General features: G+C 69.4%; 23 protein-coding genes. 19 read left to right on the top strand and 4 right to left on the bottom strand.

Annotated features, from left to right (window positions below):
• Positions 1-56: 56 nt before the first annotated feature.
• Positions 57-674 carry a LysE/ArgO family amino acid transporter gene (locus L1280_RS06545; protein WP_253581299.1) on the bottom strand — a complete coding sequence of 206 codons (618 nt, stop codon included), beginning with the start codon at positions 672-674 and terminating at the stop codon, positions 57-59.
• 73 nt (positions 675-747) lie between these two features.
• Here L1280_RS06545 and L1280_RS06540 point away from each other — a divergent pair, with 73 nt between their 5' ends.
• The 13 genes from L1280_RS06540 to L1280_RS06480 all read left to right on the top strand — a co-directional run bounded on the left by L1280_RS06540 (position 748) and on the right by L1280_RS06480 (position 12,808).
• Positions 748-1,212: a hypothetical protein gene (locus L1280_RS06540; protein ID WP_253581298.1), complete on the top strand. Its 465-nt coding sequence runs from the start codon at positions 748-750 to the stop codon at positions 1,210-1,212.
• Between the two features lie 239 nt (positions 1,213-1,451).
• Positions 1,452-2,687, top strand: coding sequence for an argininosuccinate synthase (locus L1280_RS06535; protein WP_253581297.1), 1,236 nt, complete (start codon positions 1,452-1,454; stop codon positions 2,685-2,687).
• Between the two features lies 1 nt (position 2,688).
• Complete coding sequence (locus L1280_RS06530; RefSeq protein WP_253581296.1) at positions 2,689-3,192, top strand: GNAT family N-acetyltransferase; 504 nt, start codon at positions 2,689-2,691, stop codon at positions 3,190-3,192.
• On the top strand, positions 3,189-3,641 hold the full coding sequence (locus L1280_RS06525; protein ID WP_253581295.1) for a GNAT family N-acetyltransferase: 453 nt from the start codon (positions 3,189-3,191) through the stop codon (positions 3,639-3,641). The genes L1280_RS06530 and L1280_RS06525 overlap by 4 nt, the downstream gene beginning before the upstream one ends.
• A gap of 136 nt (positions 3,642-3,777) precedes the next feature.
• A complete protein-coding gene (gene argH / locus L1280_RS06520) occupies positions 3,778-5,187 on the top strand; it encodes an argininosuccinate lyase (RefSeq protein ID WP_253581294.1) in 1,410 nt (469 codons plus the stop codon).
• Positions 5,184-5,672, top strand: a complete 489-nt coding sequence (locus L1280_RS06515) for an HIT domain-containing protein (RefSeq protein WP_253581293.1) — start codon at positions 5,184-5,186, stop codon at positions 5,670-5,672. Before argH ends, L1280_RS06515 begins: the two co-directional genes overlap by 4 nt.
• A 34-nt stretch (positions 5,673-5,706) precedes the next feature.
• Entirely contained in the window at positions 5,707-6,201 is a 495-nt protein-coding gene (locus L1280_RS06510; RefSeq protein WP_253581292.1) for a GNAT family N-acetyltransferase, read from the top strand.
• A 114-nt stretch (positions 6,202-6,315) separates the two neighbouring features.
• Positions 6,316-6,786, top strand: coding sequence for a GNAT family N-acetyltransferase (locus L1280_RS06505; RefSeq protein ID WP_253581291.1), 471 nt, complete (start codon positions 6,316-6,318; stop codon positions 6,784-6,786).
• A 91-nt stretch (positions 6,787-6,877) separates the two neighbouring features.
• Positions 6,878-7,408 carry an N-acetyltransferase gene (locus tag L1280_RS06500; protein ID WP_253581290.1) on the top strand — a complete coding sequence of 177 codons (531 nt, stop codon included), beginning with the start codon at positions 6,878-6,880 and terminating at the stop codon, positions 7,406-7,408.
• A gap of 129 nt (positions 7,409-7,537) precedes the next feature.
• Entirely contained in the window at positions 7,538-8,722 is a 1,185-nt protein-coding gene (gene carA / locus L1280_RS06495) for a glutamine-hydrolyzing carbamoyl-phosphate synthase small subunit (RefSeq protein ID WP_253581289.1), read from the top strand.
• 101 nt (positions 8,723-8,823) lie between these two features.
• Complete coding sequence (locus L1280_RS06490) at positions 8,824-11,127, top strand: uracil-DNA glycosylase (protein WP_253581288.1); 2,304 nt, start codon at positions 8,824-8,826, stop codon at positions 11,125-11,127.
• Between the two features lie 221 nt (positions 11,128-11,348).
• Entirely contained in the window at positions 11,349-12,398 is a 1,050-nt protein-coding gene (locus tag L1280_RS06485; RefSeq protein WP_253581287.1) for a DNA topoisomerase IB, read from the top strand.
• Positions 12,395-12,808 carry a hypothetical protein gene (locus L1280_RS06480; protein WP_253581286.1) on the top strand — a complete coding sequence of 138 codons (414 nt, stop codon included), beginning with the start codon at positions 12,395-12,397 and terminating at the stop codon, positions 12,806-12,808. The genes L1280_RS06485 and L1280_RS06480 overlap by 4 nt, the downstream gene beginning before the upstream one ends.
• Before the next feature lie 3 nt (positions 12,809-12,811).
• Here the strand turns inward: L1280_RS06480 and L1280_RS06475 are convergent, their stop codons facing one another.
• From L1280_RS06475 to L1280_RS06465, 3 genes are all read right to left on the bottom strand, one after another.
• On the bottom strand, positions 12,812-13,216 hold the full coding sequence (locus L1280_RS06475) for a VOC family protein (RefSeq protein ID WP_253581285.1): 405 nt from the start codon (positions 13,214-13,216) through the stop codon (positions 12,812-12,814).
• Between the two features lie 130 nt (positions 13,217-13,346).
• On the bottom strand, positions 13,347-14,021 hold the full coding sequence (locus tag L1280_RS06470) for an NAD(P)H-dependent oxidoreductase (RefSeq protein WP_253581284.1): 675 nt from the start codon (positions 14,019-14,021) through the stop codon (positions 13,347-13,349).
• A 24-nt stretch (positions 14,022-14,045) separates the two neighbouring features.
• Positions 14,046-15,158: an alpha-hydroxy acid oxidase gene (locus L1280_RS06465; protein WP_253581283.1), complete on the bottom strand. Its 1,113-nt coding sequence runs from the start codon at positions 15,156-15,158 to the stop codon at positions 14,046-14,048.
• A 67-nt stretch (positions 15,159-15,225) separates the two neighbouring features.
• On the opposite strand from L1280_RS06465, the gene L1280_RS06460 reads away from it, so the two are divergent.
• From L1280_RS06460 to L1280_RS06435, 6 genes are read left to right on the top strand one after another with little or no spacing between them, the layout of a single operon-like run.
• Positions 15,226-15,723 (top strand): DUF427 domain-containing protein, encoded by a 498-nt coding sequence (locus L1280_RS06460; protein WP_253581282.1) that lies wholly within the window; start codon positions 15,226-15,228, stop codon positions 15,721-15,723.
• A gap of 27 nt (positions 15,724-15,750) precedes the next feature.
• Positions 15,751-16,242: a nucleotidyltransferase domain-containing protein gene (locus tag L1280_RS06455; RefSeq protein ID WP_253581281.1), complete on the top strand. Its 492-nt coding sequence runs from the start codon at positions 15,751-15,753 to the stop codon at positions 16,240-16,242.
• Complete coding sequence (locus L1280_RS06450) at positions 16,239-16,649, top strand: hypothetical protein (RefSeq protein WP_253581280.1); 411 nt, start codon at positions 16,239-16,241, stop codon at positions 16,647-16,649. The genes L1280_RS06455 and L1280_RS06450 overlap by 4 nt, the downstream gene beginning before the upstream one ends.
• Before the next feature lie 3 nt (positions 16,650-16,652).
• Positions 16,653-17,312, top strand: coding sequence for an aminoacyl-tRNA hydrolase (gene pth, locus L1280_RS06445; protein ID WP_253581279.1), 660 nt, complete (start codon positions 16,653-16,655; stop codon positions 17,310-17,312).
• A gap of 5 nt (positions 17,313-17,317) precedes the next feature.
• The gene (locus tag L1280_RS06440) at positions 17,318-18,370 is read left to right on the top strand and encodes a M20/M25/M40 family metallo-hydrolase (RefSeq protein ID WP_253581278.1); all 1,053 of its coding nucleotides are present in this window, start codon (positions 17,318-17,320) and stop codon (positions 18,368-18,370) included.
• Between the two features lie 22 nt (positions 18,371-18,392).
• Complete coding sequence (locus tag L1280_RS06435; RefSeq protein WP_253581277.1) at positions 18,393-18,956, top strand: DUF4126 domain-containing protein; 564 nt, start codon at positions 18,393-18,395, stop codon at positions 18,954-18,956.
• The last annotated feature ends 71 nt before the right edge of the window (positions 18,957-19,027 follow it).

The following is a 19,027-nucleotide window of genomic DNA, read 5'->3' as shown; positions in this document are numbered from 1 at the left end:
CAGAAAGGGAGTATGGCACGGATGGGAGGCGAAGGTAGCTGCAAGGTTATGCAGTTCTACCGATGAAGCAGGCTGGCGACCAATCCCCCCGCAATCGCCCACATCAGCAGCCCGATCAGCACGTCCAGCACCTGCCACGCCCGCGCCGAGCGCATCAGCCCCGCGAGGCGGCCCGCGAGCAGCGCCAACGCGAAAAACCACAGCCACGAGGCAGCGACCGCGCCCCCCAGAAAGGCCAGCCGTGCCCGGTCGCCCAATCCCGCGCTGGCCCCGCCGATGAGCACCACCGTGTCGAGAATCGCGTGCGGATTGAGGAGACTGAAGGCGGCGGCGGTAGCGATCACGGTGGCCGGGGTCGGCGCAGCCTGCCCCCCGGTATCCAGCGTTGCCGGATGCTGGGCCGAGCGGAAGGAGCGCCACCCGTACCACAGCAAAAAGGCGGCGCCCGCCAGCGTCCCCAGGGTCACCAGCGCCGGGGACCGCGCCAGCAGCGCCCCCACCCCCAGCACCCCGACCGCCGTGAGCAGGGTGTCGCACAGCGAACAGGCCAGCGCGGCCAGCAGCGCGTGCCGCCGGGTCAGCCCCTGGCGCAGCACGAAGGCGTTCTGCGGTCCAATGGCGACGATCAGGGACAGCCCCAGGCCCAGGCCGCGCAGGAAAGGAGGCACGGGCATGAGGATAGCCCCGGCACCTTCCTAAAGATTTTGCGGGGTGTGCCGGACGGGAGCCGCCGCCTAAGCTGAACCCATGAAGAAGACGATGCTTGGACTCCTGGCGCTGGGCGCCGTCTCGACGGCCGCCGCCGACTCGATTGGTGGACACATCGGCACGACCACAGGTCTGCACTACCAGACCGACCTGACCGCCAACTCGGCGGTGCGCTACGGCCTGAACCTCAGCACCACCGGGCTGTTTGCGGGGGCCTTCCGCGTGGGCGGCGAGGTGGCGTACCTCCAGAACATCAGTGGACAAAGCTTCGGCGGCCTCGAGCCTTACTACGGCTTTGGCCTGGGGGCGGGCGCGGCGGTCGGCTCGGTCGTTGGCGTCTCGGCCTACCCGCACGTGCTGGGCGGGCTGCGCTACAACGTGGCCCAACCTTTCAGCGTGTTCGTGGAAGGGAATGTCGGCCCGACCATCGGCGTGTCGACGGGGGGGTCAGGCTTCGGCTTCGGCGCGGGCGTGCGGCTGGGCCTGAACTACAACCTGCGCTGAGTCACATCTCACCCCCAGCCCCAGCCCTCGGTGGCTGGGGTTTTTCGTGGGTACCCTTGCGTTCGGCGCCCCCGGCTGCTACCCTCCTGAATAGCTATACGCTTTTTGCGTATATCCATACACCCTATGCCCATCCTGACCCCCCGACGCTGACCGCCCGGCCTTCCTTTCTGGACAGGCCGGGGGCTCACGCGCCGGGGGGTCGTGTGGCCTTGCCCCGCACAGGAGAGAATCGACCCATGACCCAAGCCGACCGACCCAAGATTGTCCTCGCCTACTCGGGCGGGCTGGATACCTCCATCATCCTGAAGTGGCTGCAAACCGAGCGCGGCTACGACGTGGTGGCCTTTACTGCCGACCTCGGGCAGGGGGACGAGGTCGAGGAAGCGCGGGTCAAGGCGCTGAACACGGGCGCCGTGGCCGCCTACGCCCTCGACCTGCGCGAGGAGTTCGTGCGCGACTACGTGTTCCCGATGTTCCGCTCCTCGGCGCTGTATGAGGGTTACTACCTGCTGGGCACCTCGATTGCCCGGCCCCTGATCGCCAAGAAGATGGTCGAGATCGCCGGGCAGGAGGGCGCGGTCGCCGTCTCGCACGGGGCGACGGGCAAGGGCAACGATCAGGTGCGCTTCGAGATGACGGCCTACGCGCTCAAGCCCGACATCGTGACGGTGGCCCCCTGGCGCGACTGGGACTTCCAGGGCCGCGCCGACCTCGAAGCCTTCGCCCGCGAGCACGGCATCCCGGTGCCCACCACCCAGAAGGACCCCTGGAGCATGGACGCCAACCTGCTGCACATCTCCTTCGAGGGCGGGATTCTAGAAGACCCCTGGAACGAGCCGCCCGCGCACATGTTCAAGCTCACCGTCAGCCCGGAAGACGCGCCTGACCAGCCCGAATACGTGGAGGTCGAGTTCGAGAATGGGGACGCGGTGGCGATTGGCGGCGAGCGCCTCAGCCCCGCCGCCCTGCTGCAGAAGGCCAACGAACTCGGTGGAAAGCATGGGGTGGGCCGCATTGACCTCGTGGAAAACCGTTTCGTGGGGATGAAGTCGCGCGGCGTGTACGAGACGCCCGGCGGCACGCTGCTCTACCACGCCCGCCGCGCGGTGGAGAGCTTGACCCTCGACCGCGAGGTGCTGCACCAGCGCGACGCCCTGGCGCCCAAGTACGCCGAACTTGTCTACAACGGCTTCTGGTTCGCTCCCGAGCGCGAGGCCCTCCAGGTCTACATCGACCACGTGGCCCGCAGCGTGACGGGCACCGCCCGCCTGAAGCTGTACAAGGGCAACTGCACCGTGGTGGGCCGCAGGGCTCCTCGGAGCCTGTACGACAAGGACCTCGTGTCCTTCGAGGCAGGCGGCGACTACAACCAGCACGACGCGGGGGCCTTTATCAAGCTGAACGCCCTGCGGATGCGGGTGCAGGCGCGGGTCGAGGCCAAGGCCGGGCAACAGGAAGTCGAGCGGGTCTGAGATGACCGCGCCCCAGGGTTCCCAGCCACCGGGCTACGCGCTGCGCCGGGCCACCCCCGCCGACGCGCCCGCCGTCGCCCGGCAGCGGGCGCAGATGTTCGTGGACATGGGCACCCTGACCCCGGAGGCCGCCGCCCCGGAAGTGCCCCTCTGGACCGACTGGCTGCGCGGGGCGCTCGCATCCGGCGAGTACGTAGGCGTGCTGGCCGAGTGGGAGGGAACGGTGGTGGGCGGCGCGGGGCTGATGGTCTTTCCCAAGATGCCCACCACCGCTGATCCCGCGACCCAGAAAGTCCACGTCCTGAACGTCTCGGTGGACCGTGTCCACCGCCGCCAGGGACTGGCTGAAGCCTTGATGGAAGCTGTGCTGGAGGAGGTCCGGGCACGGGGGCTGCGGCAGGTTACCCTCAACGCCGCGCCGATGGGCCGCCGGATCTACGAGCGGCTGGGCTTCGTGGAGTCCACCCACCCCGAGCTGCGCCTGACCCTGGAGCCGCCCGCATGATTCGCCCCGCGACCCCCGCCGACGCCGCCGCCTTCCACGCGGTCATGATGGCCGCCGGGATGGACCCACGCTCCAGTTGGAGCCGCACCCGGCCAGAGGACGTGGCCTGGAGCCTGGGCCAGGGCGGGGGCTTCCTCGCCTGGGACGGGGAGCGGGCGGTGGGCTGCGTGGGCTGGCGCCCGGATGGACCGGAGACGTTGACCCTTAACAAATTGGCGACCCTCCCCGACGTGCGTGGGCAGGGCCTCGGCCTCGCGCTGGTGCGGGCGGTGGAGGAGATCGCGGCGCAGGACGGCTACGCCCGCGTGTTGCTGGCCGTCAGCCAGTACAACCTCGAAGTCGTCCCCTTCTACGAGCGCCTGGGCTACCGGGTGGACGAGGGGGCCGCATACGCCCACGCGAATCCGGCGAGTCCACCGCCGGTGGTGCTGGTCAGGGAGGTCCGGTGATCAGTCGCACCCTGCTCCCCGTCCCTGTGGCGCGGCGTTTTTATTGTCGGAGCCGTGCTGACCGTGCTGTACCTGGCCTGGGCACTGTTGCGCGTGCTGACGCTTCCCTAACTTCTCCCGCCCGCAAGGACGATGCATGACTCAATCTCAACAAGAATCCAAACTCTGGGGCGGCCGCTTCGCCGAAGCCACTGACGGCCTCGTCGAGCTGTTCAACGCCTCCGTGCCTTTCGACCAGCGCCTCGCCGAGCAGGACATTCGCGGCTCGCTCGCCCATGTGGCGATGCTGGGGCAGGTGGGCATCCTGACGGCGGAAGACGTCGCGCAAATTCAGGAGGGCTTGCAGGGCATCCTGGCCGAGGTCCGCGCCGGGGCCTTCGAATGGCGGCTCGACCGCGAGGACGTTCATATGAACGTGGAAGCCGCCCTGCGCGACCGCATCGGCCCGGTGGCGGGGAAGCTGCACACCGCCCGCTCCCGCAACGATCAGGTGGCGGTCGATTTCCGCCTGTTCACAAAGGAAGCCGCGCTCGACCTCGCCGATAAGACGCGGGCGCTGCGGGCCGTGATGGTGGCAGAGGCTGAAAATCACCTGACCTCGGACGGGGGAGAGGCCGTCATTCTGCCCGGCTACACGCACCTTCAGGTCGCGCAGCCCATCCTTCTTTCGCACTGGTTCATGGCCTACGCCGCCATGCTGGAGCGTGACGAGGGGCGCTTCAGGGGCGCCGCCGAGCGGATGGACGAGTCGCCGCTGGGGTCTTCTGCGCTGGCCGGAACGCCCTGGCCGATCGACCGGCACGCGACGGCGGGGGCGCTGGGCTTCGCGCGGCCCACCGCCAACTCCCTCGACGGGGTGGGCAGCCGGGATTTCGCGCTGGAGTTTCTGTCGGCGGCGGCGATCTTGGGAGCGCACCTCTCGCGCCTCAGCGAAGAGTTGATCCTCTATTCCACCTTCGAGTTCGGCTTCCTGACGCTGCCGGACTCGCACACGACGGGCAGCTCCATCATGCCCCAGAAGAAAAACCCCGACGTGGCCGAACTCGCGCGGGGCAAGGCGGGGCGGCTGTTCGGCAACCTGATGGGCCTGCTGACGGTCGTGAAGGGCACGCCGCTGGCCTACAACAAGGACCTTCAGGAGGACAAGGAGGGTGTGTTCGACTCCTACGACACCCTCTCCATCGTGCTGCGGCTCTACGCCGACATGCTGCCCAAATCCGTCTGGCACGCGGACGTGACGAAGGCGGCGGCGGGTCGGGGCTTTTCCACCGCGACCGATCTCGCAGATTTCCTGGCCCGTGAGGGGGTGCCTTTCCGCGAGGCGCATGAGGTCGTCGGCGGTCTCGTTGGGCTGGCCTCGCGCTCGGGTCGCCAACTGTGGGAACTGGAGGACGGGGAGCTGCGGGCGGCCCATCCCCTCCTGAGTGCGGACGTGGCCCGCTCGCTCACCGTCGAGGAGAGTGTGAAATCCCGCCGGAGCTTCGGCGGCACCGCGCCGGACCGGGTGCGCGAGGCGGTCGCGGCGGCGAAGGCGGCCCTCTCGTGAAAGTCACGGTGACTCTGGACGGCACCCTGCTGAAGAAGCGGGAGGCGGAGTGGCAGCAGCACCTCGCCCAGCCGGAGGACAACCCCCTCGTCCCCAACGCCGCAGGTCGCCTGACCGGGGAGGGCTGGACGATTCAGAACGACCTGTGTGTCTACAGCCAGCTTCAGCCCCAGTACGCCGAGGGATTGCCCTATTCAGGCATCATCGTCACCAAGCGCCCCTGCGAGACAGTCTTCGACCTCACGCCCGAGGAGACCGCCGCCACCCATGCCCTGCTCGCCGAGGTGAGGGCGCACCTCGACACCACCATCCGGCCGGACGGCTATACGGTGGGCTGGAACGTCCTCCCCGCCGGGGGGCAGCACATCCCGCACGTTCACCTGCACGTCATTCCCCGCTGGAGTACGGACGCCAGCGCGGGGGCGGGCCTCCGGTACTTCCTCAAGGAAGCGGCCCGCGCTGCACAAGCCGCCGAATCCGTCTGATCTCCCTTTCCTGCCCCCAGAGGAGGCCTTCCCCATGACCTACATCCCCGCGCCCCTCGACACGGTGCACGTCAAGCTGCGGCAGGCCGCGCCCGCCGACTTTCCCACCATCGTGGACCTGCTGACCCGCTGTGACCTGCACACCTCCAGCGTGACGCCGGAGGGCAGCACCTACTGGATCGCCGACCTCAACGGGGTGCCGGGCGGCTGCATCGGCCTGGAACACGGCGAAGGCGCGTCCCTGATCCGGTCCACCGCCGTCCTCCCGGAAGCCCGCTCGCAGGGGCTGGGGCGGGCGCTCGTGGCGTCGGCGCTGACCTATGCCAGCCTGCGCGGGGACCGGACGGTGTACCTCTTCTCGCAGGAGGCGGGGGACTACTGGCGGCGCTTCGGCTTCGTTCCCGTGGGCGCGGACGAGATCGCCGCCGCGCTGCCGGACACACCGCAGGTGCAGAGCGGGCTGCTGAAAGGCTGGATCGAGCGCGAGCAGGCCTGGAAGCGCGTGCTGGGCGGGGGAGGGGGGGCGTGAGGGTCCTGGGCTCGCGCGGCGCGGGCGTGCGCTATGCTGCCCCCACGCACAATCCAGCCGCGCCGGACGCCCGCTGGGTCGTCCGGTCGGACATCCCCTCCGGAGGACCCACCCATGACCGAGCAGAGCGTTCAGATTCGTCTCGCGCAGCCCCAGGACAAGGACACCGTCTGCCGCATCTTTCAGGAAGCCGGTTTGGAAACCGAGGCCGCGCTGGAAGCGGGCACCACCTACTGGGTGATGGAACGCGGCGGAAAGCCCGTCGGGGCCATCGGCCTGGAGCATGGCGAGGGAGCCTCCCTGCTGCGCGGCGCGGCGGTGCTCCCCTCGGCGCAGGGGCAGGGGCTGGGGCGGCGGCTGGTGATGAGCGCCGTGGAGTATGCCAGGGCGCGGGGCGACCGGGCCATCTACCTGTTCAGCAAGGGCGGCGACTGGCACAGCTTCGGCTTCACGCAGGTGCCCCTCGCGGTCGTGCTGGGCGACGTGCCCGACACCCCGCAGGTCCGCGCTTACCGCGCCCGCAGCGAGCGCCCCGGCGGCTTTACGTGGATGCGGGCGCTGGACGTGGGGGTCGGGCAGGCCTAACGCCCGCCGCGCCGTCGTCCGCGTGGGTCGTGGGAGGGGCACGCCTCTTCACGGTCCACGCTCTTCGTGGCTGGCCGGGGGAGGTTCAGCCATGACCTTTCTCAGCCTCGATTCCATCGCCGTTCCCGACATTCACCCGCAGGCACCGCTCGTCACCCGCAAGGCGCGGCTGGGCGACATCGAAGCGATTCACGAACTGATTGGCTACTGGGCCGCGCGGGGGCAGATGCTCGTGCGGTCCCGGTCGCTGCTCGCCGAGACCATCCGGGACTTTCACCTCGTGCTGGCCGAGCCGTACGGGGACAAGCCGGGTGGCCTGGCGGGCGTGTGCGGCTTGCACCTCCTCGCGCCGGACCTCGCGGAGGTGCGCGGCCTCGCCATCCATCCCCACATGCAGGGGCGGGGGCTGGGCAAGCAGCTCGTCGAAGCCTGCGAGCGCGAGGCCCGCGACATTGACCTCCCCGCCCTCTTCGCGTGGACCTACCAGCAGGCCTTTTTCGAGAAGTGCGGCTTCGTGCGGATCGACAAGACCCACCTGCATCCCAAGGTGTGGTCGGAGTGCCAGCGCTGCGCCTTTTTCGAGAATTGCAACGAGATCGCGATGCTCAGGGAATTGGCGTGACGTGGCCCGGTCCGGTCGGCACGATTGGCTGCTGGCACGCCTGATAAGCTCTGTGGCTGAAAGCGGGCGGCGTCCGACCTCCTGCTTCCGCCATAAAACGCGTCCCGTGAGGCGCGAATGGAGGTCCCTATGATTCGCAAGGAACGCGCCATCCTGGCGCTGGAAGACGGCACCGTGTACCGAGGCTACGCCTTCGGGCACCGGGGCGAGACGGTGGGAGAGGTCGTGTTCAACACCTCCATGACCGGATACCAGGAGATCATGACCGATCCCTCGTACAACGGGCAGATCGTGACCATCACCTATCCCCACGTCGGGAACTACGGCGTGGCCATCTACGACATGGAGAGCAACAAGCCCTACGTGCGGGGCTTCATCTCCCGCGAGTTCTCCGGCGAGTACTCCAACCACCGGGCGCAGCAGTCGCTGGAAGCCTTTATGCAGCAGTACGGCGTCGTGTCCATCCAGGGCATCGACACGCGGGCGCTCGTGCGGCGGCTGCGGTCGGGCGGCGTGGTCAAGGGCGTGATCGCCCACCGCTCCTACACCCACCCCGAAGACCCCTACGGCGAGTTCACTCCCGCCGAGGAACAGGTGTATGTCCAGCGTGCCCGCGACCATCAGGACATTGACGGGCACGACATGACCAAGGAAGTCACGACCGCCCTGCCCTACGCCTTTCCCACCCTGCGCCACGGCAAGCGCGTTGTGCTGATGGATTTCGGGATCAAACACACCATCATTGAGCGGCTGGCCGAGGTGGGCATCGAGCCCATCGTGGTGCCCGCGCACACCACCCCCGCGCAGATCATGGCGCTGCAACCGCACGGCCTGTTCCTCTCCAACGGCCCCGGCGACCCCGCGCCGCTGGAGTACGCGCACAAGACCGCCTGGGAGCTGATGGGCCTGCTGCCCACCTTCGGCATCTGCCTGGGGCACCAGATTCTGGGCCTCGCGGCGGGTGGCCGGACCTTCAAGATGAAGTTCGGGCACCGGGGCGGCAACCAGCCCGTCAAGAACCTGCTCACCGGGAACGTAGAGATCACCTCCCAGAACCACGGCTACGCGGTGGATATCGAGTCCATTCCCGACGGGGCTTTCGTCGCCACGCACGTCAACCTCAACGATCAGACGCTGGAGGGCATGGCGCACAGCCGCTACCCCGTCTTCTCGGTGCAGTACCACCCGGAAGCCTCGCCGGGGCCGCACGACAGCCGCTACCTGTTCGACCGCTTTATCGAGGAGATCGACGCCTTCGACGGGGCGGACGGCTCGCCCGTGGTAAAGGCCGTGGCGGGGCGACTGGGGGTGTAGGAGCGGCCAACAGCCAGCAGGGGACGGGTTGAGCGCCCGTCCCTTTCTGTTTGCGGGGGCGCGTACCGACGGCGTGGGCGGGGTGGGGGAAACTGGGAAAGATGCTCCGTCCGCCCACTGGCCCGCCCGTTCAAGTCGTGTGGTTCAAAAAGGACCTGAGGGTGCACGACCACGCGCCGCTCGCGGAGGCGGCCGCGCGGGGGCCGGTGCTGCCGCTCTACCTCTACGAGCCGGAACAACTGCACCACGAGGAGTTCGCCGGGCACCACCTGACCTACCTGAATGAGTGCCTCGCCGAGCTGGATGGGCGGCTGCGGGCGCTGGGCACGGGGCTGGTGGTGCGGCGCGGCGAGGCGGTGGCCGTGCTGGAGGAACTGGCCGAACTCGTGCCCATCGGCGGCCTGTGGGCGCACGAGGAGACGGGCAATATGGTCAGCTTCCAGCGCGACCGACGGGTGCGGGCCTGGGCGCGGGAGCGGGGGGTGCCGTTCGTGGAGCTGCCGCAGACGGGCGTGGTGCGGAGGCTGCGTGACCGCGACGGTTGGGCCGACATCTGGGAGGAACGGATGTCGGCCCTGGTCGTGCCCGTGCCCGCCGCGCTGAGGGGCACCGGCCTCCCGCCCGGCGGCCTCTGCACCCACGCGGAGCTGGGCGTTCCCGCGGAGGGCAAGGTCATTCCGCCTGGCGGCGAGAGCGTCGCCCGCGCCACGCTGGAGAGCTTCCTGGCCGTGCGCGGCGTGAACTACATGCGCGAGATGAGCAGCCCGCTGACCGCCGAGGAGAGTTGCTCTCGGCTCTCGGCTCCCCTCGCTTTCGGCACCGTGTCGCTGCGGGAGGTGGTGCAGGCGACCCGGCAGCGGCTGGCGGCGGTCAAGGGGGACCCCGACGCCGACGAGCGCTGGGTGCGGTCTCTGCGTTCCTTCGAGAGCCGCCTGCACTGGCACTGTCACTTTATCCAGCGGCTGGAATCCGAGCCGGAGATGGAGTTCCGCAACCTCAACCGCGCCTTCGACGGCCTGCGCCCGGACGTGGGCGACCCCGGCTGGAACGCGGAGTTCTTCGACCGCTGGGCGCACGGGCAGACGGGTTATCCCCTCGTGGACGCCTGCGTGCGGATGTTGCACGAGATGGGCTGGCTGAACTTTCGGATGCGAGCGATGCTCGTCTCCTTCGCCTCGCAGCACCTGTGGCTGCACTGGCGGCCGACGGGCCTCTTCCTGGCGCGGCAGTGGCTGGACAACGAACCTGGCATCCACTGGTCGCAGATGCAGATGCAGAGTTCGACGGTGGGGATCAACCGCGTCCGCATCTATTCCCCGACCCGGCAGGCCCGCGAACAGGACCCGGACGGCACGTTCATCCGCCGCTGGGTGCCCGAACTGGGGGACGTGCCCGGCGACTTCCTGCACGCGCCCTGGGAGTGGAGCGGGGCGACCCGGCTGGGCTACCCGCCGCCGATCGTGGATGAAGGAAAGGCGGGGGCCGCCGCGCGGGCCAGAATCTATGCTGCGCGGGAGAGTGCGACCTTTGAGGCCGAGGCCCGGCGCGTCTATCACAGGCATGGCAGCCGCAAGAAGGCGGTGCTGCGGGCCGAGCGGGTGGCGCGGGGTCTGCCTGCCAAACCTGTTCGGCCGCCCAAGTCCACCCCCCGGAGGAAGCCCCCCATGACCGACCAGCCCGACCTCTTCGGCACCACTCCCGAAGCTCCCAAGCCCCTCGTTCCGGCGGGTCTGCCCGACTCGTGGCGTGAGGCCCTCCATGACGAGTTCGCCGCGCCGTACTTCCACGCGCTCAAGGACTTTCTGGTGGAGGAGCGCCGCACCCACAACGTCTTCCCACCCGCGCCCGACGTGTTCAATGCGCTGCGGTACACGCCGCTGGAGGACGTGAAGGTCTTCATCCTGGGGCAGGACCCCTACCACGGCCCCGGTCAGGCGCACGGGCTGGCCTTCTCCGTGCGGCCCGGCGTGCGCCCGCCGCCCAGCCTGGCGAACATCTACAAGGAGTTGCAGGCCGACGTGGGCTTCCAGCCGCCTCGCCACGGCTACCTCCGCCACTGGGCCGAGCAGGGCGTGCTGATGCTGAACGCCGTGCTCACCGTGCGCCAGGGCGAGCCCAACAGCCACGCGGGGAAGGGCTGGGAAAGTTTCACCGACGCCGTGATTCGCCACGTCAACGCGAAGGAGTCGCGGGTGGTCTTCGTGCTGTGGGGCGCCTACGCCCGCAAGAAGGCGAAGCTGGTCACCAATCCCCAGCACGTCATCATCGAGTCGGCCCACCCCAGCCCCCTCAGCGTGGCGAAGTTCATGGGGACGCGGCCCTTCTCGCGGGTCAACGCGGCGCTGGAGGAGTCGGGACAGACGCCAATCGACTGGCAACTGCCCATGCAGGCCGAGGAGAGATAAAAATTCCGATTGAAGGGTGCCCCCAGCACCCGGAAATCCGACGGAAGGGAGCAGGAAAGGTGACAGATTTCGGGAGATGGATGAACAGGCGGCGCCGTCCCGCCTGTTCATCCATCGGACGGAATCCGTTTGAGCCTCCCCCGCCACCTTCAGCTCGGCTCAAGCCGGATTGCAGCCTGCCGGACAGCCACGCCCGCCCTCGCCTGCCCATCCTGACGCCCATGACGAGCCGCACCACCATCCTGCAAGACGAGTACCTCCGCCGGGAGGGGGAGAAGCCCACCGAGTTCCGCTACTTCTGGCCGGACGGGGAGGAGTACCGCGACGCTGAAGGCCTGGCCCGCATCGCGTCCCTCGCCGTGCCGCCCGCCTACACGGACGTGTACGTCTCGCCCGACCCGGACGCCGAGTTGCAGGCCTTCGGGCGCGACGCGGCGGGGCGGCTGCAGTACCGCTACCACCCCGACTTCATGCAGGCGGGGGCGCTGAAGAAGTGGCAACGGCTGGCGCGGTTTGCCGAGGCGCTGCCCACCCTCCGCACCGTCACGGCCGCCGACCTGCGCCTCTCCGGGCTGCCCCGGCGCAAGGTGCTCGCCGTGATGACGCGGGTGCTGCACGTCGCGCATTTTCGGGTGGGCAGCGACACCTACGCCCGCGCCCACAAGACGCACGGCCTCTCCACCCTGCGCCAGCGGCACGTGAAGGTGGAGGGCAGCGCCGTGCAGTTCAGGTTCAAGGGCAAGCATTCCATCCTGCAGGAGAAGACGGTGCGCGACCGCACCCTGGCGACGAACATGGAGCGCCTGCTCGCACTGCCCGGCCCCTGGCTGTTCCAGAGCGTGGAGGAGGACGTGCGCTCGCGTGTCCGCGCCCACGACCTCAACGCCTACCTGCGAGACGTGATCGGCCCCTTCACCGCCAAGGACTTCCGCACCTGGGGCGGAACGCTGGTGGCCGCCGAGTTTCTGGCCGAAGCCGGAGCGCCCCAGTCCGAGCGGCAGGCCCGCAAGACGCTGGTGGAGTGCGTCAAATACGTGGCCGCTGACCTGGGCAACACGCCCGCCGTCACGCGCGGCAGCTACATCTGCCCGGTGATCTTTGACCGCTACCAGGAAGGCAAGGTGCTCGACGACTACGAACCCCGCGCGGGCCGCACCGAGGCCGATCTGGAAGGCCTGACCCGCTCGGAAGCCGCGCTCAAGCGGATGCTGGAAAGCGAGAAGACGCTGCGGACCCGCCGCCCCCGCCGCAAGGTGGACGTGGCCGCGTGACCCGTCTGTCCTGGCCGCGCCACGTCGCCCGCTGGCTGTTGGGGCTGGCGCTGATCGGAGCCGGGACCGGGCACCTGACCACCCTGCGCGGGGAATTTCAGGCCCAAGTACCGAACTGGGTGCCGCTCGACAAGGACTTCGTGGTGCTGGCCTCCGGCGTGGTCGAGATCGGGCTGGGGGCCGCGCTGCTTGCCCTGCCACGCCAGCGGAGGACGGTGGGGTGGATTACGGCTGCCTTCTTCGTCGCCATCTTTCCCGGCAACGTGTCGCAGTACCTCACCCGCACGGACGCCTTCGGGCTGGAGACGGACCAGGCACGGCTGACCCGGCTGTTCTTCCAGCCGCTGCTGGTGCTGTGGGCGCTGTGGTCGACCGGGGCGTGGCCGGGGCCGCGTGGGGAGCGGGGTTAACGCTTAGACGTTCTCCGCACCTTCCGGCGGCGTAACCCACTGCACCAGTTGCACCACGACGCCGTTGGGGTCCGAAACCTGAAAGTACCGCTCGCCCCACGGCTCAGTCTCGATGGGGGTGACCACAGGCACACCTTCGGCCTGTAGTCGGGCGTACTCGGCGTCAATGTCGTCCACCACGAATACCACCAGCAGCCCCTGCCCAGCACTTCCGGCGATCTGTGGCGGCTTGAAGGTGGACAGCCCTGTCTGGAGGAAGATCAGGTTGAAGCCCGTGTCCTCGCGCGTCAGGGATGCGACGCCCTCGTACTCCATCTCGGGCACGAAACCGAAGTGCCGTTTCAGGAACTCGGCGGAGGCGCGAACGTCCGGCACGTTGAGGGAGATGGCCGACTGGGTGATGTGCATGTGGACCTCGTGCGGGGGTTGGGTCTGGGCGCTTCATTCACGTCGGCAGCGGAAGGTTGGGCCTCGGCTGGAGTGGGGCTGGCCGCAGGCTGCCCCCGTTCGCCGGTGGCCACCCATCTGCTCCTATGCGTCAGCCCTCCTGAAAATCGAAGATGACTTGCCGCGTTCCCAGTTCCGCGAAAGCCCGCCGGACTTTCCGCAACTGGGCTTCGCGCTCCTCAGGCGTTTGCCGGACGGGCGCAAAGCTCACCACTGGAGCCAGCACCGTATAGCCCACGAAGTAAAACATGCCGTGCTGGATGTGGAAGAGGAGCGTGTCCATCTCCCCATCCCGTCGTCCGGGGCCGAAATACTCCTCCAGGCTGCCGGTCGTGAACAGCAGGAGCGCCCGCCGTCCCCGGAACGCCCCCTGCGCGAAGGTGCCGACGCCGCCGCCATAGGCCGCGCCCATAGCGAAGACCCGGTCCACCCAGCCTTTCAGCAGCGCCGGAAGCGAGAACCACCACATCGGGAACGAGAACACCAGGAGGTCGGCCCGGCGGAGCTTCTCCAGTTCTGCGGCGACTTCGGGCGCGAAGGTGCCTTCCTGGACCGCTCTGACTTGTTCCGCCTGGGGCTTGAAAAAGTCGGCAAGTGGGTGGGTGAAATCGCCCCGTCCCAGTTCGGCATTCCAGCCCATGCCGTAAAGGTCGCTGATCTCCACGGTATAGCCCTGCTCGGTGAGGGTCCGGGCCGCTTCCCGCATCTGCGCGGAGCAAAACGAGTTCGGCTCGGGATGGGCGTGGACGATCAGGGCGTGGGGCATGGGCTGACTCTACAAGGCTCCCCTTCACAGCCGCACCAACCCCCGCCCCACCTGCCCGACGTTCTGCTTGCCGCACAGCGCGAGCGCCAGCCGTACCTCGTCGTGCAGCAGGTCCAGCGTTCGGCGCACGCCCGCCTCCCCTCCCGCCGCGAGGCCCCACAGGATGGGACGACCCAGGAAAACCGCCCTGGCTCCCAGTGCCAGCGCCTTGACCACATCCGTGCCGCGCGTCACGCCGCCGTCGAGGTAGACCTCCACCTCACCGCCCACCTCGTCCGCGATCTCGGGCAGCGCCTCAATGGAGGAAACGGCGGTGTCGAGCTGGCGTCCGCCGTGGTTGCTCACCCAGACGTGGCATCCATGCTCGGCGGCGAGGCGGGCGTCTTCGGCGGTCAGGATGCCTTTCAGGACAATGGGGAGGGAAGTCTGCCCGCGCAGCCACGCGAGGTCCGCCCAGGTGAAGGTCTTGTCGATCAGGCCCTGAAAGTAGTTCACGAGCTGCGAGCCGCTCGCTGACTCCATCTGCGCCAGCCGCTCCCGGCTCCCCGCGTTGGGCACCCGCAGGTGGGGCGGCAGGGCGAAGCGGTGACGCTCGTTCGCCTCCCGGCGGCCCAGGAAAGGCGCGTCCACGGTCAGCACGAGCGCCCGCGCCCCCGCCGCCTCCGCCCGCTGCACGATCTCGGCGCTCAGGGCGCGGTCGGTGTAGAGGTAGAGCTGGAACCAGAACCGGCCGCCCGCCGCCGCCGCGACCTCCTCAATCGGGGTGTTGCTGAGCGTCGAGAGCGTCATCACGCTGCCTGCCGAGGCCGCTGCCCGCGCGGTGGCGACCTCCGCGTCCGGGTGCGCGAGGCCGTGAAAGGCGCTGGGCGCGATGCCGACCGGGCTGCTCAACGGCAGGCCCAGCACCTCGGTCCGGGTATCCACGTTCGACACGTCCACCAGCACGCGGGGCCTGAGCTTCAGCCGGGCGAAGGCGGCGCGGTTTTCCCGCAGGGTCAGCTCGTCATTCGCCCCGCTCGCGTAGTACTCCAGCGCATTGCGGTCGAGGCGTGATCGGCCTAGCGCTTCCAGGTCCGCGAGGTTGACGGTGCCGCCGAGTTCGGGCGTTTCCGCGTCCGGCAGGTTGGGGGTGGTCATGGGTCAGGGTAACGGAAGGGCAAGGAAGCCGACAGCCTGCGGCCGCACGGGGCGTCACACTGCCCCCATGCCGCGCCCACAGCCCATTCCCCCCGGTCCCGGCCAGGAAAGCGTCTGGGACTACCCGCGCCCGCCTCGGCTGGAGCGCACCGCCCGGACAGTGGAACTCTGGTTGGGCGGCGTCAAGATTGCCGAGACGACCGGCGCCTTCCGCGTCCTCGAAACCAGCCACCCACCCACCTACTACCTGCCCCGCGAAGCCTTCCGGCCCGGCGTGCTGACCCCCGCCCCCGGCGGCAGCGTCTGCGAGTGGAAGGGTGAGGCGTCGTACTGGACGCTCTCAGCCGGTGGCAAGGTGGCCGAGGGCGCGGGCTGGAGCTATGAGCGGCCCACCCCTGCTTTCCGGGAGATCGCCGGATACGTCGCCGTCTACGCGGGCCGCATGGACGAGTGCCGGGTGGACGGAGTGCGCGTGACCCCGCAACCGGGCGGCTTCTACGGCGGCTGGATCACGCCCGACGTGGTGGGACCGTTCAAGGGCGAGCCGGGGACGTGGGGCTGGTAGGGGAAGGGGAGTGCTAGAGTCCGGCCCGTGCTGCACCCCGACACCCTCCCCCTCGTCCGGGCGTTCGCGCAGGCGGACGTCACCTGCTGGCTGATCGGCGGTCAGGCGGTGGAAGTGCTGTGCGGCGGGAATGTCCGCACCCACGACGACATTGACTTCCTGGTGCGGGAGGCCGACGGGGCGCGGGCCGTCGCCGTGCTGGAGGGCCTCGGCTTCACCCACGCGCACGGCTCGCTCGCCGCCGGGGACGTGTTCTACCGCCGGGGGGAGGTGCTGGTGGACCTCGTGCCTGTCCGGGATGACGTGGAGCCGCCGCGCACCGTGGGCGAACTCGCCTCCATCGTGTGGCCCGCCGGAATCTTCACGACCCACGTGGTGGAGTGGGAGGGGGTCCGCGTGCCCACGCTCACCCCCGCCGGGCACCGCGCGATGAAAGGCGTCGTGGCGGCTTTCTACGGGGTGGAATTAAGAGAGAAGGACCGGGCCGACCTCGCCGCGCTTGCTACCCTCGGCGCATGACGGCTTCCGACGCGGCGGTTCGCACCCGGCTCACGGCGCTGGCAACAGCCCTGCGGCACTTCCATTCGGCCCTGCTCGACTTCGCCAAGGGCGAGTACGAGTTCCTGCACGGCCCGGTGAAGGGACCCTTCGAGCTGTACTCGCTGGTCATCAACCACCCCTCCTTTCAGTGGCTGCGGCCCCTCTCCGGCCTGATGGCGACGCTGGACGAGGTGCTGGACGCCAAAGACACCACCCTCACCCCCCAGAACGTGGCCGACGTGCGGCAGGCGCTGGGCCTGCTCTTCGCGGAGACGGACACCCGCTTCGCCGACTTCCGCGCCGGGTACGCCCGCGCCCGTGGCGAGGCCCGCGTGCGCGAGACCGAAGCCCGCTGGCGCGAGACGCTGAACAGTCTGGAGGCCTGACCCTTGAAGCTCGTCGTGGGGCTGGGCAATCCGGGGAATCAGTACGAGCGGACCCGCCACAACGTCGGCTGGCTCGTCGTGGACGAGGTGGGGCGGCGTTGGGGAGCCGTGTGGCGCAAGGAGAAGGACGCGCACGTCGCAGAGGTCCGGGTGGGTCCGGCCCCCGGCACGAAGGTCCTGCTGGTCAAGCCACAGACCTTCATGAACGCGTCGGGCAAGGCGGTGGCCCCCCTCGTCGGCTTCTACAAGCTGGAGCCGACGGCGGTGCTGGCCGTGCAGGATGACCTCGACAGCCCTTTCGGTCTGCTGAAACTGCGCCCCGGCGGGCGGCACGGCGGCCAGAACGGGGTGCGCGACCTGATCCGGGTGCTGGGGACCGAGACGTTCCCGCGCCTCAAGATCGGCATTTCCCGCCCCCCGGCGGGCTGGGACCCGGCGGACTGGGTGCTGAGCAAGTGGCGGGAGGAGGAGGCCGCAACGCTGGCCGAACTCGTCCGGCTGGGGGCCGACGCGGTGGAGGTCTGGGCGGGGTCCGGGCTGGCCGAGGCGCAGGGCCGCTTCAACAGCACCGATCTGCGGCCCAAGCCGGAACCCACGCCCGTGCCCGAGCGTCCCGCCGAGCCGAGCACCTCCGGCGCGGCCTCCGACCCCGGCGTATCCTGACCCGCGTGACCACAACCGAATTGCGGCTGGATGTCCTGCGCCACCTCTCCGACCTGAACGGCGTCCCCGGTCAGGAAGACGCCGTGCGCGACTTCGTGCTCTCCGACCTCGACGGGCTGGTGGACGAGGTGCGGGTGGACGCGCTGGGCAACGTGATTGCCCTCAAGCGCGGGCGCGAGGACGCCGAGGGGAAGCGCGAGCGCGTGATGCTCAGCGCCCACATGGACGAGATCGGCTTTCTGGTGCGGTACATCGACGAGAAGGGCTTCTTGCGGGTGCAGGCGCTCGGCGGCTTCGACACCCGCAACCTGTTCGCCCGCAACGTCACGGTGCACACGCGCGGCGGGGCGCTTCCCGGCCTGCTGACCCCCGGCGGTCGCCCCGTCCACATTGCCACCCCGGAAGACCGCAAGAAGGTGCCCGAGGTCAAGGAGTTCTTCGTGGACCTGGGCCTGGGTGCGGACGACGTGAAGGGCCGGGTGCGGATCGGGGACATGGTGACCCTCAACCAGACCGCCCGGCAGATCGGGGCCATGACGGTCGGCAAGGCGATGGACGACCGCGCCAGCGTCTTCCTGCAACTCGAGGTGCTGCGGGCCTTCCGGGAGGAGCGCCCCCGGCACGACGTGGTGGCCGTCTTCAGCGTGCAGGAGGAGGTCGGCCTGCGCGGGGCCATCGTCGCGGCGTATGGGGTCGAGCCGACCCTGGGCATCGGCCTCGACGTGACCCTCGCGGTGGACACCCCCGGCGTCGGCCCCGACGAGGCGGTCACCCGGCTGGGCGAGGGCATCGGGATCAAGGTCTTCGACTCCACCATGATCTCGACCCGCTGGCTGGTGGACGAGTTCGTGGACCTCGCGGAGAAAGAAGGCATTCCCTACCAGATGGAAGTGCTGGCCCTGGGCGGCACCGACGGCGCGGCCATCCAGCGCACGCGGGCGGGGGTGCCCGCCCTGACCCTCAGCCTACCCACCCGCTACATCCACACGGTCGTCGAGGCGGTCCACGAAACGGACCTGCGGGCCGGGGTGGACCTCCTCGTCGCGTACCTGCGCTGAGCGGCCGGGAAGCGTAGGGGCTATGGAACTCCTCTCCGGTCTGCTGTCCTCGCTGGGCCTGTCGGGGGCGGCGGGGCTGAACGCCTCCATCCCGCTGCTGCTCGTGGGCCTGCTCGCGCGGTTTGGGGTCCTCGACCTCGCCGCGCCCTTCGACCTGCTGGCAAATCCCTGGGTCCTGCTGGGAATCGGGGTGCTGGGCGTGCTGGACTTCGTCGGGGACAAGATTCCCGGCGTAGACCACGCGCTGCACCTCGTCGGCGGGGTGGTGAACGCGGCGGCGGGCGCGATTCTCTTCGCCGCGCAGACGGGCGTGGCGGAGGTGCCCCCGGCGCTGAGTCTCGCCCTGGGATTCGTCGTGGCGGGCGGCGTCCATGCCACTCGCGCCGCCGTGCGTCCGGTCGCCACCGCCACGACGGGTGGGATCGCCAACCCGGTGCTGAGCGCCGCCGAGGACGGGGCCAGCCTGTGCCTGAGCGTGCTGGCGATTTTCGCGCCGGTGCTCGCGGTGCTGGGGCTGGCGGGCGTGCTGGTCTTTGCCGCGCGGCTGTGGCAGCGGGTGCGGGGGCGCCGGGCCACTTCCTCCTGAGCCGTGGAGTCGGGGAGAGGTCTTGGGGCCTCTCCCTTCTGCTGTCGGCCAGAGGTTCGAAGGTCTGTACA

It is taken from the genome of Deinococcus sp. HSC-46F16, assembly GCF_024171495.1.
Lineage (GTDB): Bacteria > Deinococcota > Deinococci > Deinococcales > Deinococcaceae > Deinococcus.
Note: the sequence above shows the minus strand (reverse complement) of the source record. Positions and strands in the feature narration are given on the sequence as shown.

Bases quoted from the DNA above. Each gene is read 5' to 3' on its own strand.
- L1280_RS06545 (WP_253581299.1), bottom strand. From the start codon at position 674: ATGCCCGTGCCTCCTTTCCTGCGCGGCCTGGGCCTGGGGCTGTCCCTG.
- L1280_RS06540 (WP_253581298.1), top strand. From the start codon at position 748: ATGAAGAAGACGATGCTTGGACTCCTGGCGCTGGGCGCCGTCTCGACG.
- L1280_RS06535 (WP_253581297.1), top strand. From the start codon at position 1,452: ATGACCCAAGCCGACCGACCCAAGATTGTCCTCGCCTACTCGGGCGGG.
- L1280_RS06530 (WP_253581296.1), top strand. From the start codon at position 2,689: ATGACCGCGCCCCAGGGTTCCCAGCCACCGGGCTACGCGCTGCGCCGG.
- L1280_RS06525 (WP_253581295.1), top strand. From the start codon at position 3,189: ATGATTCGCCCCGCGACCCCCGCCGACGCCGCCGCCTTCCACGCGGTC.
- argH (WP_253581294.1), top strand. From the start codon at position 3,778: ATGACTCAATCTCAACAAGAATCCAAACTCTGGGGCGGCCGCTTCGCC.
- L1280_RS06510 (WP_253581292.1), top strand. From the start codon at position 5,707: ATGACCTACATCCCCGCGCCCCTCGACACGGTGCACGTCAAGCTGCGG.
- L1280_RS06505 (WP_253581291.1), top strand. From the start codon at position 6,316: ATGACCGAGCAGAGCGTTCAGATTCGTCTCGCGCAGCCCCAGGACAAG.
- L1280_RS06500 (WP_253581290.1), top strand. From the start codon at position 6,878: ATGACCTTTCTCAGCCTCGATTCCATCGCCGTTCCCGACATTCACCCG.
- carA (WP_253581289.1), top strand. From the start codon at position 7,538: ATGATTCGCAAGGAACGCGCCATCCTGGCGCTGGAAGACGGCACCGTG.
- L1280_RS06490 (WP_253581288.1), top strand. From the start codon at position 8,824: ATGCTCCGTCCGCCCACTGGCCCGCCCGTTCAAGTCGTGTGGTTCAAA.
- L1280_RS06485 (WP_253581287.1), top strand. From the start codon at position 11,349: ATGACGAGCCGCACCACCATCCTGCAAGACGAGTACCTCCGCCGGGAG.
- L1280_RS06475 (WP_253581285.1), bottom strand. From the start codon at position 13,216: ATGCACATCACCCAGTCGGCCATCTCCCTCAACGTGCCGGACGTTCGC.
- L1280_RS06470 (WP_253581284.1), bottom strand. From the start codon at position 14,021: ATGCCCCACGCCCTGATCGTCCACGCCCATCCCGAGCCGAACTCGTTT.
- L1280_RS06465 (WP_253581283.1), bottom strand. From the start codon at position 15,158: ATGACCACCCCCAACCTGCCGGACGCGGAAACGCCCGAACTCGGCGGC.
- L1280_RS06460 (WP_253581282.1), top strand. From the start codon at position 15,226: ATGCCGCGCCCACAGCCCATTCCCCCCGGTCCCGGCCAGGAAAGCGTC.
- L1280_RS06450 (WP_253581280.1), top strand. From the start codon at position 16,239: ATGACGGCTTCCGACGCGGCGGTTCGCACCCGGCTCACGGCGCTGGCA.
- L1280_RS06435 (WP_253581277.1), top strand. From the start codon at position 18,393: ATGGAACTCCTCTCCGGTCTGCTGTCCTCGCTGGGCCTGTCGGGGGCG.